The sequence below is a fragment of the Chromobacterium haemolyticum genome, assembly GCF_009936155.1.
In the GTDB taxonomy this organism is placed as follows: domain Bacteria; phylum Pseudomonadota; class Gammaproteobacteria; order Burkholderiales; family Chromobacteriaceae; genus Chromobacterium; species Chromobacterium haemolyticum.
This window is the reverse complement of sequence record NZ_AP019312.1, coordinates 272,514-287,011: the sequence shown is the minus strand read 5'-3', so window position 1 is coordinate 287,011 and position 14,498 is coordinate 272,514. Positions and strand designations below refer to the sequence as shown.

Annotated in this window: 13 protein-coding genes; all 13 read right to left on the bottom strand. The window is 64.5% G+C overall.

The genetic code is table 11. The annotated features are described in order from the left end of the window. Positions 1 to 17: 17 nt before the first annotated feature. The 13 genes from GYH29_RS01270 to mraZ all read right to left on the bottom strand — a co-directional run bounded on the left by GYH29_RS01270 (position 18) and on the right by mraZ (position 14,205). Entirely contained in the window at positions 18 to 743 is a 726-nt protein-coding gene (locus tag GYH29_RS01270; RefSeq protein WP_019102324.1) for a cell division protein FtsQ/DivIB, read from the bottom strand. Next, positions 733 to 1,644: a D-alanine--D-alanine ligase gene (locus GYH29_RS01265; protein ID WP_043592438.1), complete on the bottom strand. Its 912-nt coding sequence runs from the start codon at positions 1,642 to 1,644 to the stop codon at positions 733 to 735. Before GYH29_RS01265 ends, GYH29_RS01270 begins: the two co-directional genes overlap by 11 nt. A 23-nt stretch (positions 1,645 to 1,667) precedes the next feature. Beyond that, positions 1,668 to 3,059, bottom strand: a complete 1,392-nt coding sequence (gene murC, locus GYH29_RS01260) for a UDP-N-acetylmuramate--L-alanine ligase (RefSeq protein WP_043592378.1) — start codon at positions 3,057 to 3,059, stop codon at positions 1,668 to 1,670. A 37-nt stretch (positions 3,060 to 3,096) separates the two neighbouring features. Beyond that, positions 3,097 to 4,179, bottom strand: a complete 1,083-nt coding sequence (murG, locus tag GYH29_RS01255; protein ID WP_161523074.1) for an undecaprenyldiphospho-muramoylpentapeptide beta-N-acetylglucosaminyltransferase — start codon at positions 4,177 to 4,179, stop codon at positions 3,097 to 3,099. Positions 4,180 to 4,309: 130 nt separating this feature from the next. Further along, complete coding sequence (ftsW, locus tag GYH29_RS01250; protein ID WP_019102074.1) at positions 4,310 to 5,467, bottom strand: putative lipid II flippase FtsW; 1,158 nt, start codon at positions 5,465 to 5,467, stop codon at positions 4,310 to 4,312. Beyond that, the gene (murD, locus tag GYH29_RS01245) at positions 5,464 to 6,843 is read right to left on the bottom strand and encodes a UDP-N-acetylmuramoyl-L-alanine--D-glutamate ligase (protein WP_107732962.1); all 1,380 of its coding nucleotides are present in this window, start codon (positions 6,841 to 6,843) and stop codon (positions 5,464 to 5,466) included. The genes ftsW and murD overlap by 4 nt, the downstream gene beginning before the upstream one ends. 8 nt (positions 6,844 to 6,851) lie before the next feature. Beyond that, on the bottom strand, positions 6,852 to 7,937 hold the full coding sequence (gene mraY / locus GYH29_RS01240) for a phospho-N-acetylmuramoyl-pentapeptide-transferase (protein ID WP_019102076.1): 1,086 nt from the start codon (positions 7,935 to 7,937) through the stop codon (positions 6,852 to 6,854). A 1-nt stretch (position 7,938) separates the two neighbouring features. After that, positions 7,939 to 9,300, bottom strand: coding sequence for a UDP-N-acetylmuramoyl-tripeptide--D-alanyl-D-alanine ligase (locus GYH29_RS01235; protein ID WP_019102077.1), 1,362 nt, complete (start codon positions 9,298 to 9,300; stop codon positions 7,939 to 7,941). After that, on the bottom strand, positions 9,297 to 10,775 hold the full coding sequence (locus GYH29_RS01230; protein ID WP_081574413.1) for a UDP-N-acetylmuramoyl-L-alanyl-D-glutamate--2,6-diaminopimelate ligase: 1,479 nt from the start codon (positions 10,773 to 10,775) through the stop codon (positions 9,297 to 9,299). Before GYH29_RS01230 ends, GYH29_RS01235 begins: the two co-directional genes overlap by 4 nt. A 7-nt stretch (positions 10,776 to 10,782) precedes the next feature. Beyond that, positions 10,783 to 12,531, bottom strand: a complete 1,749-nt coding sequence (locus tag GYH29_RS01225; RefSeq protein ID WP_019102079.1) for a peptidoglycan D,D-transpeptidase FtsI family protein — start codon at positions 12,529 to 12,531, stop codon at positions 10,783 to 10,785. Beyond that, entirely contained in the window at positions 12,531 to 12,803 is a 273-nt protein-coding gene (gene ftsL, locus GYH29_RS01220) for a cell division protein FtsL (RefSeq protein WP_019102080.1), read from the bottom strand. Before ftsL ends, GYH29_RS01225 begins: the two co-directional genes overlap by 1 nt. Next, positions 12,800 to 13,762, bottom strand: coding sequence for a 16S rRNA (cytosine(1402)-N(4))-methyltransferase RsmH (gene rsmH / locus GYH29_RS01215; RefSeq protein WP_019102081.1), 963 nt, complete (start codon positions 13,760 to 13,762; stop codon positions 12,800 to 12,802). The genes ftsL and rsmH overlap by 4 nt, the downstream gene beginning before the upstream one ends. Further along, positions 13,759 to 14,205, bottom strand: a complete 447-nt coding sequence (gene mraZ / locus GYH29_RS01210) for a division/cell wall cluster transcriptional repressor MraZ (protein WP_039755270.1) — start codon at positions 14,203 to 14,205, stop codon at positions 13,759 to 13,761. The genes rsmH and mraZ overlap by 4 nt, the downstream gene beginning before the upstream one ends. Positions 14,206 to 14,498: the final 293 nt, after the last annotated feature.

The window sequence follows — 14,498 nt, the reverse complement described above, 5'->3', positions numbered from 1 at the left end:
GTCGCTCCAACTGCTAATTACTTGTTTCCCTTGGCCGGCGGCGCCTTGTAATCGGGCATCCGCACGGCGAATCCATTCGGGTAGCGCATATCCACGTATTCCACGTGGTACGGCAACGCCGCCAATTTGCTCTTCCAGTACTGGGCGAAGCGGCGGGCGCGCGGACTCACGTCGTTGCGTCCCAACTCCAGCTGCACCTGGTTGTCCAGCCCCACTTTCCAGGCGCGGCGGCTGGACAGCCACAGCGCCGCGGGCTTGACGCCCGCCGGAGCCAGATCCTGGCGCAGGCCGCCCAGCATTTCGCTCATGTCCTTCTCTGCCCCCGCCGGCCCGTAAAACACCGGCAGGTCCTGATCGCTGGCGGCGTCGAACCGCTCTCCTCGGGTATTGACCAGGCCGTTCTCTCCCCAGCGCGCAAGCGCCACATGCTCTTCCACTGAAATGTCCAGCGCGTCCGGCCAGCGCCGTCGCACCTGGGCATCCCGCACCCACGGCAATTTGCCGAAGGCCGCCCGCGTCTTGTCGATGTCCAGCGTGAAGAAGGTGCCGGACAGTTCATGCTCGGCAATGAACTTCAGCTGTTCCGGCGTCACGCGTTTCATGTCGCCGCGAATCTGGATCTTCTTCACCGGAAACACCGGAGCGTGCGTCAACCAGAACCCTCCTGCATACAGCAACATCAGCGCTGCGGCGGCCAGCATCAAATTGGCCAGGCCTCTTAGCAACCGATGGTTATCCCACATGCACCATATCCAGCACCTTGAGGCACAAATCCTCGTAACTGATGCCCATCGCCCGCGCCGCCATCGGCACCAGGCTGTGGCTGGTCATGCCCGGATTGGTGTTGGCTTCCAGCAAGTAAATGCCTCCGGCCTCGTCCATCAGGAAATCCACCCGGCCCCAGCCGCGGCCGCCCAATACGCGGAACGCGGCCAGCGACAGTTCGCGCGCGCGCTGTTCCAGCGCTTCGCTCAGGCCGGACGGGCAACGGTAGACGGTGTCGTCGCGGAAATACTTGGCGTCGTAGTCGTAGAACTCGGTCGCCGGCTCGATCTTGATGGTCGGATAGGCGGTGTCGCCTATCACCGCACAGGTGTACTCGCCGCCGCCGATGAATCGCTCGGCAATCACGATGCTGTCGTATTTGCGCGCCTCTTCGAACGCGGCTTTCAGCTCGCCCGGCTGCTTGACCTTGGTCACGCCGATGCTGGAGCCCTCAGTGGCCGGCTTGACGAAGATGGGCAGACCAAGCTTGGCCTCCACCGCGGCGAAGTCGCTGTTCTCGTCCAGCAGCTCGAACTCCGGGATCGGCAGGCCGGCGCCCTGCCACAACAGCTTGGTGCGCCATTTGTCCATGCAGATCGCCGACGCCATCACCCCGCAGCCGGTATATGGCAGCCCCATGCTTTCCAGCACGCCTTGCAAGGTGCCGTCTTCTCCGAAGGGGCCATGCAGGATGTTGAACACGCGGTCGAAGCCTTCTTCCTTCAACGCGCTCAGCGGTTGTTCCGACGGATCGAACTTGTGAGCGTTCACGCCGCGGGACTGCAGGGCCTTGAGCACGCCCGCGCCGCTCATCAGCGACACTTCACGCTCGGAGGAGCTCCCGCCCATCATCACCGCCACCTTGCCGTACTGCGTCATTGCCTTGTCCTTGTCATTCATCATCACGCGCCCGCCGCCACTTTGGCCGGCACCGCGCCGATGGAGCCCGCGCCCATGGTCACCACCACGTCGCCGTCGCGAGCCTGATCGAAAATGGTCTGCTGCATCTCGACGATGTCCTCGACGAACACCGGCTCCACCTTGCCCAAAACCCGCACCGCGCGCGCCAAGGCGCGGCCGTCGGCGGCCACAATGGGCGCTTCGCCGGCGGCGTAGACTTCGGACAGCAACAAGGCGTCCACGCTGGACAGCACTTTGACGAAGTCTTCAAACAGATCCCGGGTGCGGGTGTAACGGTGCGGCTGGAAGGCCAGCACCAGACGCTTGTCCGGGAAGGCGCCGCGCACCGCGGCCAGCGTGGCGGCCATTTCCACCGGGTGATGGCCGTAGTCGTCCACCAGAGTGAAGCTGCCGCCGTCCTTGGCCGGCACTTCGCCATAGCGCTGGAAGCGGCGGCCGACGCCGGCGAACTCGGCCAGGCCTTGCTGGATAGCTTCCACGCTGGCGCCGCACTCCAGGCCGATGGCGATGGCGGACAGCGCGTTGAGCACGTTGTGGCGGCCCGGCATGTTCAGCACAACCGGGAAGCGCACTTCCTTGCCGTTCTTCACCACCACGTCGAAATGCATCTGTCCGGCCGCGGCGCGGACGTTCTCCGCGTAGATGTCGGCGGAATCGTCCAGGCCATAAGTGGTCACCGGCTTGGTGATGCGGCCGCGGATCTCTCGCACATTGGGGTCGTCCACACACAGTACCGCGCGGCCGTAGAACGGCAAGCGCTGCAGAAAGTCCACGAAAGCCTGCTTGAGCTTGTCGAAGCTGTGGTCGTAGGTGTCCATGTGGTCGGCGTCGATATTGGTCACCACCGCCATCACCGGAGTCAGGTGCAAGAAGGAGGCGTCCGATTCGTCGGCCTCGGCCACCAGGAATTCGCCGGACCCCAGCCGCGCGTTGGTGCCGGCCGCGGTCAGCTTGCCGCCGATGACGAAGGTGGGATCCAAACCGGCCGCGCCCAGCACCGAGGCGGTCAGGCTGGTGGTGGTGGTCTTGCCGTGGGTGCCGGCGATGGCGATGCCCTGCTTAAAGCGCATCAACTCAGCCAACATCAGCGCGCGCGGGATCACCGGAATTTTGTTGGCGCGCGCTTCCAGCACTTCAGGATTGTCGGACTTGACCGCGGTGGAGGTCACCACCACGTCGGCACCATGCATATAGGTGGCGTCGTGGCCGTAGAACACGCGAATACCCTGATCGATCAGCCGTTTGCTGGTAGCGCTCTCCGTCATGTCGGAGCCGGACACGGTAAAGCCCAGGCCGTACAGCACCTCGGCGATGCCGCACATGCCCACGCCGCCGATGCCGACGAAATGTATGTGTTTGACCCTGTGTTTCATGTCTGTGTCTCTGCTTGAGCGCTCATATGACGCCCTGTCATTCCCTGGCCAGCTGCTGGCACAGGTCGGCCACCCGGCCGGCCGCGCCGGAATGGGCCAGCGCGCGCGCGCGTTCGGCCTTGTCCAGCAACTGGTCTCTATCCAAACCCGCCAACAAGCCCGCAAGCCCATCGGCGTTCAATTCTTTCTGCGGCAGATGCCAGGCCGCGCCGGCCTTCGCCATCCACTCGGCGTTGTCGCGCTGATGACCGGTGGTGGACACCACCAGCGGCACCAGCACGCTGGGCACGCCGGCCGCGCACAATTCGCTGACCGTGATCGCGCCGGCGCGGCAAATCACCAAGTCGCATTCGGCCAGGCGCTTAGGCATGTCGTCGACAAAGGGCAACAATTCCACCTGATCCCGCAAGCCAGCGGCCTGATAAGCGGCTTCGACCGCGGCGAAATTCGCTTCGCCGGTCTGGTGCGTCAATTGCGGTCGCTTGTCGGCCGGCAACTTGGCCATCGCCTGCGGCAAAGTGTCATTCAAAATCTTGGCCCCCAGGCTGCCGCCCACCACTAGCACCTTCAGCGGCCCGCTGCGGCCGGCAAAACGCTCAGCCGGCGGGGCGATGCTCTCGATCTCGCCGCGCACCGGATTACCGGTGACCAGGGCCTTGCCGTTGCGCGCCGCGTCCCCATCGAAACCGCAGACCAGTTTCTTGGCGAAGGGCAGCAAAGCCTTATTGCTCAACAACAGGCCGGCGTCGGCGTTCACCAACACCAGCGGCTTCCACAGCAGGCCCGCCATCACGCCGCCGGGCAGGCAGACGTAGCCGCCCATGCCCAGCACCACGTCCGGGCGATGGCGGAAAATCTGCGCCGCGCTGCTGAAGAAAGCGCCAAGCAGCTGCAACGCGCCCTTGGCCGAGCCCAACAGGCCCTTGCCGCGCACACCGTGGAAGTTCAGCCGCTCCAGCGGAATGCCGGTGGGCGGCACCAATTTGTTCTCCATGCCGCGCCGGGTGCCCAGCCACACCACGTTCCAGCCCCGGTTTTGCAATTCCTTGGCCACGGCAAGGCCGGGGACGATGTGTCCACCCGTACCAGCCGCCATCACCATGACCGTGCGATTCGCCATCTCTAATCCGTTCCGTTAACTCTCGTTGCCGCGCATCATGCGCCGGTTTTTGCTTCGCCCTTCGGGCTCGCAGAAACCGCCACCTACGGGCTTACGCCCTCACGCGCCTGACAGCGCTGCTCATGCGCGGCTACACTTTGTAGCCGCGCATGATGCGGCGGTTTTCATAATCAACCCGCAGCAGCACCGCCACCGCGATCAAATTCATCAACATCGCCGAGCCGCCGAAGGACATCAGCGGCAAGGTCAAACCCTTGGTCGGCAGCAGGCCCATATTCACCCCGATGTTGAAAAACACCTGGATGCCGAGCCAGATGCCCAGACCCTGCGCCACCAGCGACTGGTAATAGCGCTCCAGCTTTTTCGACTCCACGCCGATGTGGAAGGCGCGCCGCACAATCCAGGCGTACAAACCCACCACCACGCAAATGCCGGCAAAACCGAACTCTTCCGAAATCACCGCCATGATGAAGTCGGTATGCGCCTCCGGCAGGTAAAACAGCTTCTCTATGCTGCCGCCCAGACCGACGCCGAACCACTCGCCGCGACCGATGGCGATCAAGGAGTGCGACAACTGATAGCCCTTGCCGTACGGGTCGTCCCACGGGTCCATGAAGCCCAACACTCGCTTCAAGCGATACGGCGAGGAGATGATCAGCACCACGATGGCGCCCACCGCCATCACCGCCAGCCCGCTAAAGATGCGCATATTGATGCCGCCGAGGAAGAGCACGCCCATCGCGATGCTCATCACCACCATCAGCGCGCCGAAGTCCGGCTCGCGCAGCAGCAGGAAGGCCACCACTACCATGGCGGCGAACATCGGCGCGAAGCCTTCTTTCAGGCTGTGCAGCAGATGGCTCTTGCGCACGGTGTAATCCGCCGCGTACAGCACGGTGGCGAACTTCATCACTTCGGACGGCTGCAGGTTCAACACGATCAAGTTGATCCAGCGCCGCGAGCCGTTGACCATCTTGCCGATGCCGGGAATCAGCACCAGCACCAGCAATACCAGCCCAATCAGAAAAATCTTGCCGGAGTACTTCTGCCAAAACGCCGTTGGAATCTGGAAGGCGATATAGGCCGCGCTCAGCCCTATCGTCATGAAGATCATGTGACGGATCAGATAGAAGTAACGGTTGTGCGTGGCCGCGTCGGCCTCGGCGTAAGCGATGGACGCCGAGTACACCATTACCAGGCTGATCGACAACAGCAGGGCCAGCGCCCAGGACAGCGCTTCGTCGAACGGCTTGATGGCGGCGTAGCGCCGGGCTCCGTGCACGATCATGGCCGCGTCGCCTCCGCTTGCCGCGCCTTCAGCTCGCGCACGGCGTCGATGAACACCTGGGCGCGATGCGCGTAGTTGCGGAACATGTCCAGGCTGGCGCAGGCTGGCGACAGCAGCACCACGTCGCCGGGCCGCGCCAGTTCCGCCGCGCGGCGGGTGGCTTCTTCCAGCGTCGCGCAGTCCTGCAGCGGCAGGCCGGTGGCGGCCAGCGCGGCGCGAATCTTGCCGGCGTCGCGGCCAATCAACAGCACGGCGCGGGCGATGCGGCGGCAGGCCGGCGCCAGCGGCGCGAAGTCCTGTCCCTTGCCGTCACCGCCGGCGATCAACACCACCGGACGGGTCATGCCGTTCAGGGCCGCCTCGGTGGCGCCGACATTGGTGCCCTTGGAATCATCGATAAACGCAACCGAACCGATTTCGTCTACCAGTTCGACGCGATGTTCCAGACCCTGGAAGGTTTTCAGCCCTTGCAGCAGCGCCGCGCGCGGCGCGCCCACGGCTTCGCACAAAGCCAGCGCGGCCAGCGCGTTGGCGGCGTTGTGCAGGCCCTGCAGACGCATTTCGGCGCAATCGAAGGCCCGCTCTCCGTCCAGGCTCAGCCAGTAGCTGCCGTCATCCTGCTGCAACGCGAATGCGGCATTCTTTGTCAGCGAGAACCATTTGACCGCGCGGCCGGGCCGCACCATCGCGCGCACCAGCGCGTCGTCGCGGTTCAGCACCTGGACGCCGGCGCCATGGAACACCCGGGTCTTGGTGTGGGCGTAGTCCAGCAGGTCGTCGTAACGGTCGAGGTGGTCCTCGGAAATGTTCAGCACCGTGGCCGCGTCGGCCTCCAGGCTGTAAGTGGATTCCAGCTGAAAGCTGGACAGTTCAAGCACCCACACGTCCGGACGCTTGCCGCTTTGCTCGCGCTCCAGCTGCGCTTCCAGCACCGCCAGACCGATATTGCCGGCCACCACCACGTCCAGGCCGGCTACGGCGCACAGATGGCCGGCCAGGCTGGTGACTGTGCTCTTGCCGTTGGAGCCGGTGATGGCGATCACCTTGCTGCCGTCGCCGCGAATCGCGCGCGCCAGCACTTCGATATCGCCTATCACCTCGCCGCCGGCTTGGCGGAAGGCGGCGACGGCCGGGTTCTTCAGCGGCACGCCCGGACTCAGCACCAGCAGGTCGGCGTCGGCGAAGGTCTGTTCGTTGAAGTCGCCGCCGCGCACTTCCGCCTGCGGCAGGAAGGCGCGCAGTTCGGCCACGCGCTCGGCCGACGGTTTTGCGTCGGCCACGCTCACGCGCGCGCCGTGCGCGGCCAGGTAGCGCGCGGCCGCCAGGCCCGAGCCTCCCAAGCCCACCACCACGACGTGACGATTCGCGTAATCCATGTTCTTCCTCAACGCAGCTTGATGGTGGACAGGCCGGCAAGCACCAGCATCATGGTGATGATCCAGAAACGCACCACCACTTGCGTTTCCTTCCAGCCTTTCAATTCATAGTGGTGATGCAGCGGCGCCATGCGGAACACCCGCTTGCCGGTGAGCTTGAACGAAGCCACCTGGATCATCACGGACAGCGCTTCCATCACGAACAGGCCGCCCATGATCAAGAGCACGATTTCCTGACGCACAATCACCGCCACGGTGCCCAGCGCCGCGCCCAGCGCCAGCGCGCCGACGTCGCCCATGAACACCTGGGCTGGATAGGCGTTGAACCATAAGAACCCCAGGCAGGCGCCGCACATCGCCGCGCAGAACACCACCACCTCGTGGGCGCCGGGAATGAAGGGCAGGCCCAGGTATTTGGAAAACACCGCGTGGCCGGCGACATAGGCGAAGATGGACAGACCGGCCGCCACCAGAACGGTGGGCAAGGCCGCCAGGCCGTCCAGGCCATCGGTCAGGTTCACCGCGTTGGAAGTGCCTACGATGACGAAATAGGTCAGGATGCAGAAACCGATCGCGCCCAGCGGATAGGAGATGGTCTTGACGAAAGGCACGATCAGCTCGGTGGACGCCGGCAGCTTGGCGGTGGCGATCAGGAACACGCCGGCGCCGATGGCGATGGCGGACTGCCAGACCATCTTGAACTTGGCGGACACCCCTTTCGGGTCCTTGTACACCACCTTGCGCCAATCGTCGTAAAAACCCAGCGCGCCGGTGCCGAACATCACCGCCAGCAGCAGCCACACGTATTTATTGGACAGGTCCGCCCACAGCAGCGTGGTCAGGCCGATGGCCAGCAGGATCAACGAGCCGCCCATGGTCGGGGTGCCGGCCTTGACCAGATGGGTTTGCGGGCCATCGTTGCGCACCGCCTGGCCCACTTTGAGCTCGGTCAGTTTGCGGATCACCCACGGCCCCAGCAGCAGCGAGATCGCCAGCGCGGTCAGCGCCGCCATCACCGCGCGCAGCGTGATGTAGTTGAAGACGTTGAAGGCCCGGATGTGGGAGCCCAGCATTTCAGCCAGCCAGAGCAGCACGTTATTGTTCCTCTCTAAATTGTTGCATCAGGTGTTCCACCACCCGTTCCATGCGCATGAAGCGCGACCCCTTGACCAGAACGGAGGCACCCGACGGCAACTGCCGGTCGAGAAACTCGTACAACTCGTCAATCGAATCAAAATGTTTGCCGCCCGCGCCGCAAGCGACGGCGGCGTGACGCGAGGCTTCGCCCAAGGTCAGCAGCAGATCAATGCCGCGCGCCTGAGCGTACTCGCCCACTTCCGCGTGCAGCGCATCGGCGGCTTCGCCCAATTCGCCTATGTCGCCCATCACGAAGCAGCGCGGCGCGGGCAAGCGCGTCAGCACGTCGATTCCGGCCTTCATCGAGTCCGGGTTGGCGTTGTAACTGTCGTCGATCACGCTCAAGCCGCGCGGGCTTTGCTTGAGCTGCAAACGGCCCTTGGCCCCGCCGAAGGCCGTCAGACCGGCGGCGATGTCGTCCAGCGGCACGCCGGCGGCCAGCGCCAGGCTGGCGGCGGCCAGCGCGTTGCGCACATTGTGTTCGCCCGGCGCCGGCAGTTCTATCCGCCGCTCGCCGTCGGCGCAGCGCAGTGTGAAGCGGCTGTTCAAGGCGCCCAGCTCGATGTCGACGGCGTGAACATCGGCTTCGGGGTTCAGACCGAAGGCGATCTGGCGATGGCCGTCCGCCGCGCGGCGGAACAGCGCCAGATTGGCGTCATCGGCGTTCAACACCGCCACACCGCCCTCATCCAGGCCTTCGAAGATTTCCGCCTTGGCGCGCGCCACCTCCTCGGTGGAGCCGAAATAGCCGAAATGGGCACGCATCGCGTTATTGACCAGTGCGACATGCGGCCGGGCCAGACCGGTCAGATAGCTAAGCTCGCCGTGATGGTTCATGCCCATCTCCAGCACCGCGTAGCGATGCTCCGGCGTCAGGCGCAGCAGGGTCAGCGGCAGGCCAATGTCGTTGTTGAAGTTGCCGGCGGTGGCCAGCACCGCGTCGGCGCCGGCGTGGCGACGCAGAATCGCCGCCAGCATTTCCTTGACCGTGGTCTTGCCGTTGGAACCGGTGACGCCAATGCGCAGCGCCGCTTGGCGCAGCGCCCAGCCGGAAGCCAGCCGGCCCAGGGCCAGCCGGGTATCGTCGACGCGGATCAGGCTGGCGCCGGGCAAGTCAAAATCCGCGCGCACCAGCGCGGCCGCGCCCTTGGCGACAACCTCGGCGACGAAGTCGTGGGCGTCGAAGCGTTCGCCCTTCAAGGCGACGAACAGATCGCCGGGACCGGCCTCGCGGCTATCGGTCACTACGCGCAGGATGTCGCCGTCCGGGCCGCTCAATGCGCCCCGGGCCAGTTCGGCGGCCTGCAGCAGCGTCATCATGCGCGTTCCCCCCAAGCGGTCAGCGCCTCTTCCGCCACGCGGAAGTCGGAGAACGGCCGTTTGACGCCGGCGATGTCCTGATATTCCTCATGCCCCTTGCCGGCCACCAGCACCACGTCGCCGGCGCGCGCCTGGCTCACCGCCCAATGGATGGCGGCTTCGCGGTCGACTTCGACATGGCCGGGCCGCTGCATGCCGGCGAGCACGTCGCGCAGAATGGCTTGCGGGTCTTCGGTGCGCGGGTTGTCGCTGGTCAGCACCGCCACGTCGGCGATTTTCTCGGCGATGGCGCCCATCATCGGGCGCTTGCCCGGATCGCGGTCGCCGCCGCAGCCGAACACGCAGAACAGGCGGCCGCCTTCCGGGCGAATCTCGGCCAAAGTGGACAAGGCTTTTTCCAGCGCGTCCGGGGTGTGGGCGTAGTCGATCACCACTAGCGGCTCGTGCGCGCCGCCCACGCTCTGCATGCGGCCTCGCGCCGGCTGGATGCGCGCCATCACCGCGGCGGCGTCGCGCAGGCTGACGCCGTTGACGCACAAGGTGGCCAGACAGGCCAGCAGATTAGCGGCGTTGAAGCGTCCCACCAAGCCGGTGCGCACATCGGCGATGCCCCAGGGGGTGGTCACCGTCAGTTGCAGGCCGTCCAGCGTCGCGGCCAGCGCCAGCGGACGCACATCGCCTTGCTCCAGGCCGTAAGTCACCACTTGGGTCTGGGCCGGATCGATTTCGGCGGCCAATTGCCTGCCGAATTCATCGTCGGCGTTGATCACCGCGTGTTTCAGGCCTTCCCAGAAAAACAGCTTCTTCTTGGATTCGCCGTAGGCTTCCATCGAACCGTGATAGTCCAGATGATCGCGAGTCAGATTAGTCAGCACCGCCGTGGCGAAGTCCACGCCGTTGACGCGGCTTTGATCCAGGCTGTGGCTGGATACCTCCATCGTCACCACATGCGCGCCCTGACGGCGGTATTCAGCCAGTTTCTGCTGAATGGTCACCGGGTCCGGCGTGGTGTGGGTCGTTTCGGTCAGTTCGCCGTAAAAACCATTGCCGACGGTGCCGATCAGCGCCGCCTTCTGGCCCAGCAGCGAAAAAGCCTGCGCCAGCCAATGGGAAATAGAAGTCTTGCCGTTGGTGCCGGTGATGCCGATTACGCGCAGCGCGCGGCTGGGGTAACCGTAGACCTCGGCCGCCAGCATGCCGATGCGGTCGCGCAGATGCGGCACCGGCAGATTGGGCGCTTGCCACAGCGGGTTCCAGGCGAAGCCGCCGGCATCGTCCCACAACACCGCGGCCGCGCCTTTCGCCAGCGCGGCCTGGATGTAGTCGCGGCCGTCGGAATGCAGGCCGGGGCACGCCAGGAACACGTCGCCGGGCAGCACGCGGCGGCTGTCGGTCTCCACCCGCTTGACGGGCAGTCCCAACTGCTTGATGTCGGCCGGATTCCAATCCGGCATGGGGGTCAAACGGCTTTTCATGATTTGATCAAAAATCCACCGGCACCGGGGTGGATTCCGGCAATAAAGTGTTGTTGGAGGGCTCGTCCGGCTGCACGTTCAGCACTCGCAGCGCGCCGCCGGCGATCTGCGAGAACACCGGCGCAGCCACCGCGCCGCCGTAATATTTGCCCGCGGAGGGCTCGTCTATCATCACCGACACAATCACGCGCGGCGATTTGCCCGGCGCGAAGCCCATGAACAGCGCGCGGTGCTTGTTGGCCACGTAAGTGCGGCCCTCCAGCTTGCGCGCGGTGCCGCTTTTGCCGCCGATGCTGTAACCGATGATGCGGCCGCCTACTGCGCCGCCGCCCGGCTGGCTGTTGGCGATCAGCAGGTCGCGCATTTCATGCGCGGTCTTTTCCGCCAGCACGCGTTTGCCCGGCATCGGCGTATTGGTCTTGTACAGCGAGATAGGCAGCATCACGCCGTCGTTGGCGAACACGGTGTAGGCGCGCGCCATCTGGATCAGGCTGACCGAGATGCCGTAGCCGAAGGACATCGTCGCCTGCTCGATGGGCCGCCAGTTGTGCCAGTCTCGCAGCCGGCCGCCGGCCTCGCCGGGGAAGCCGGTTTCCGGCGCGCGGCCGAAGCCCAGCGCGTCGTAATGCTTCCAGGTTTGTTCCGGCGAGCTCATCAGCGCCAGCTTGCTGGTGCCGACGTTGGACGATTTCTGGATGATGCCGAGGATGTCCAGGCTGGGGCGCGGCGCCACGTCGCGGATGGTGGCCGGGCCTATCATGTAAGTGTGGGTGTCCAGCACCGTGTTGAGGCCGGCCTTGCCGTTTTCCAGCGCCAGCGCGATGGACAGCGGCTTCATCGTCGAACCCGGCTCGAACAGGTCGATCACGCCGCGGTTGCGCATCATTTCCGGCGTCACACCGCTGCGGTTGTTGGGGTTGAACGACGGATAGTTGGCCAGCGCCAGCAGTTCGCCGGTGTGGGCATCCAGCACCACCACGCTGCCCGCCTTGGCCTTGTTAAGCTCCACAGCCGCCTTCAGCTCGCGGTAAGCCAAATACTGGATGCGGTGATCCACCGCCAACGCCAGCTTCTGGCCGTCTCGCGGCGGCTCGATGGCGGCGACGTCTTCAATGATGTGGCCGCGGCGATCCTTCAGCACCACGCGGCGGCCATCCTTGCCGGCCAGCATCTTCTCGCGCGCCAGTTCCACGCCTTCCTGGCCTTTGCCGTCCACGCCGGTGAAGCCGATGATGTGAGACACAATCTCGCCGGCCGGGTAGAAACGGCGGAATTCCTGCTGCTTGGCGATGCCGGGCACGCCCAGCGCCATTACTTTGTCGGCCAACTCCGGGCTGATCTGGCGCTTGATGTAAACAAATTCTTTCTTGCGGTCGGACAGTTTGGCCGACAACTCTTCCGGCGACAGATCCAGCATCGCCGCCAGTTCGCGCAGCTTGGCCGGCGGCACCGGCTCCATGTCCGCCGGGCTGGCCCAGATGGTCTGCACCGGCGAGCTGATCGCCAGCGGTTCGCCGTTGCGATCGGTGATCACGCCGCGGTTGGCCTCCAGCGTCAGCGCACGGCGGAAACGGGCCTCGCCCTGGTTCTGCAGAAAATCCTGCTGCATCACTTGCAGGTAAACCGCGCGGCCGATCAGCGCCAGGAACAACAGCGCCAGCATGAGCAGCACGAAACGCACGCGGCCCGGCTTCATTCGCAGCGCGGGGCTGGCATCCGGGATGCGTTGCTGGTGGCGCGGGGAGTAAGTGCGCATCACATCCCCTTTCCAGGTGAAACCACCTGGATCTGACGCGGATCCGGGGTATGCATGTCGAGGCGGCTGGACGCGGCTTTCTCAATCACCGCATGCGCGCCCCAAGTGCTCTGCTCCAGCTGCAGCTGTCCGAACTCGATCTCCAGCTGCTGGGCGGATTTGCGTTCTTTCTGCAAATCGCTGTAGAGCTTGCGCGACACATGGGTCGAGGTGACCACCGACCAGGCGGACAGCACCACGATGACCAGCAGTATCGCGTTGAGCTTGTTCATGCGTCGATCTCCCGCCACGGCGCGGCGGTGCGTTCGGCCACGCGCATGATGGCGCTGCGGGAGCGCGCATTGGCGCGCACCTCCTCATCGCCCGCGCGCACCGGCTTGCCCACGGTGGACATCGGCGGCTGCGCCATGTCGGAAGCACGCACCATCGCCCAAGCCGGCAGCTTTTCCTCGCTGCTGGCGTCGCGCAGGTATTGCTTGACGATGCGGTCTTCCAGCGAATGGAAGCTGATCACCGCCAGACGGCCGTTTTCCGCCAGGCGGCGCGCCGCCTGCGGCAGCACCGCCTTGAGTTCGTCCAGCTCGCGGTTCACAAAGATCCGGATCGCTTGGAAGGTACGCGTTGCGGGGTCCTGACCCGGTTCCCGAGTACGGACGTTTTGCCCAACGAGCACGGCGAGCTCACGCGTGGTCTGGAGGGGGGCGTCAGCCCTTTGCGCAACAATGGCTGCTGCGATCTTGCGAGCAAACCGCTCTTCACCATAAGTCTTGATGACCTCTCTGATATCGGCCTCGTCTGCCGTCGCCAACCATTCGGCCGCGGTGATGCCGCGGGTGGTATCCATACGCATGTCCAGGGGCGCGTCGAAACGGAAACTGAAACCGCGCCGCCCGTCGTCGATCTGCGGCGAGGACACGCCCAGATCCATCAACACGCCATCCACCTGGGGCACGCCCAGGCGGTCCAGTTCCTGCCCCAGCGCTTCAAAACCGTTGTGCACGATCTGAAAGCGCGGGTCTTCCTCCGCCAGCCGCGTGGCCACGGCGATGGCTTCGGGATCCTTGTCGAAGGCGATCAGGCGGCCTTGCGGCCCCAGTCGTGACAGGATCAAGCGGCTGTGGCCACCTCGACCGAAAGTGCAATCGACGTAGGTGCCATCCGGCCGGATGGCAAGCGCGTCGACCGCTTCGGTCAAGAGCACCGTCAGGTGCACGAAAGGGGTGGTGCTCACAGCGTAAAGTCTCCAAGGTGTTGGGCCAGATCGGTTTGATCGATGGCCAGGGCGTCAGCGGTCTGGCTGTCCCATTCCTCTGCGTTCCACAGCTCGAAGCGGTTGCCCATGCCCACCAGCGCGACGTCTTTGTCGAGTCCGGTGAGATCGCGCAAGCGCGCGGGCAGCAGAATGCGTCCGGCACTGTCCATTTCCAGCGTTTCCGCGTGGCCGAGCACGAGGCGCTGGTAACGTTTCAGAGTGGGATTGCCGGTGGGAAGGGCTAACAGACGGGCTTCGACCGGACGCCAGTTGGGTTCGGGGTAGATCAGCAAGTGGTCTTGGGACTCGAGGGTGACGACCAGTTTGTGCCCGAAAGCGGACAGCAGTGTCTCGCGGTGTTTAGCCGGAATAGCCAAACGCCCCTTGCTATCGAGAGACAAGATGCTGACACCACCAATCATGATTTCGAGCCCGCTGACCGAATAAACCTAAGGGGCCGTCGCCCCCTGGGGCAAATGCCCCACTTTCACCCACTTCGCCCCACTTTCCGCCACTATAAGAAAGAACTTCTCCACGGTCAACATCGAGAAGTTCTAATTCACCTTTTGAGACAATGACTTAGCGGACAGCGCAAAAAGCGGATTCCTTGTCAAATCAGAGGCTTAAAAACATCAGTCAAAGTGAGCTGTTAACACTCGAACTATTCCCGAAACACCACACCCCGGGCCTGGGAATATTTCCAAGGACAGTCCAA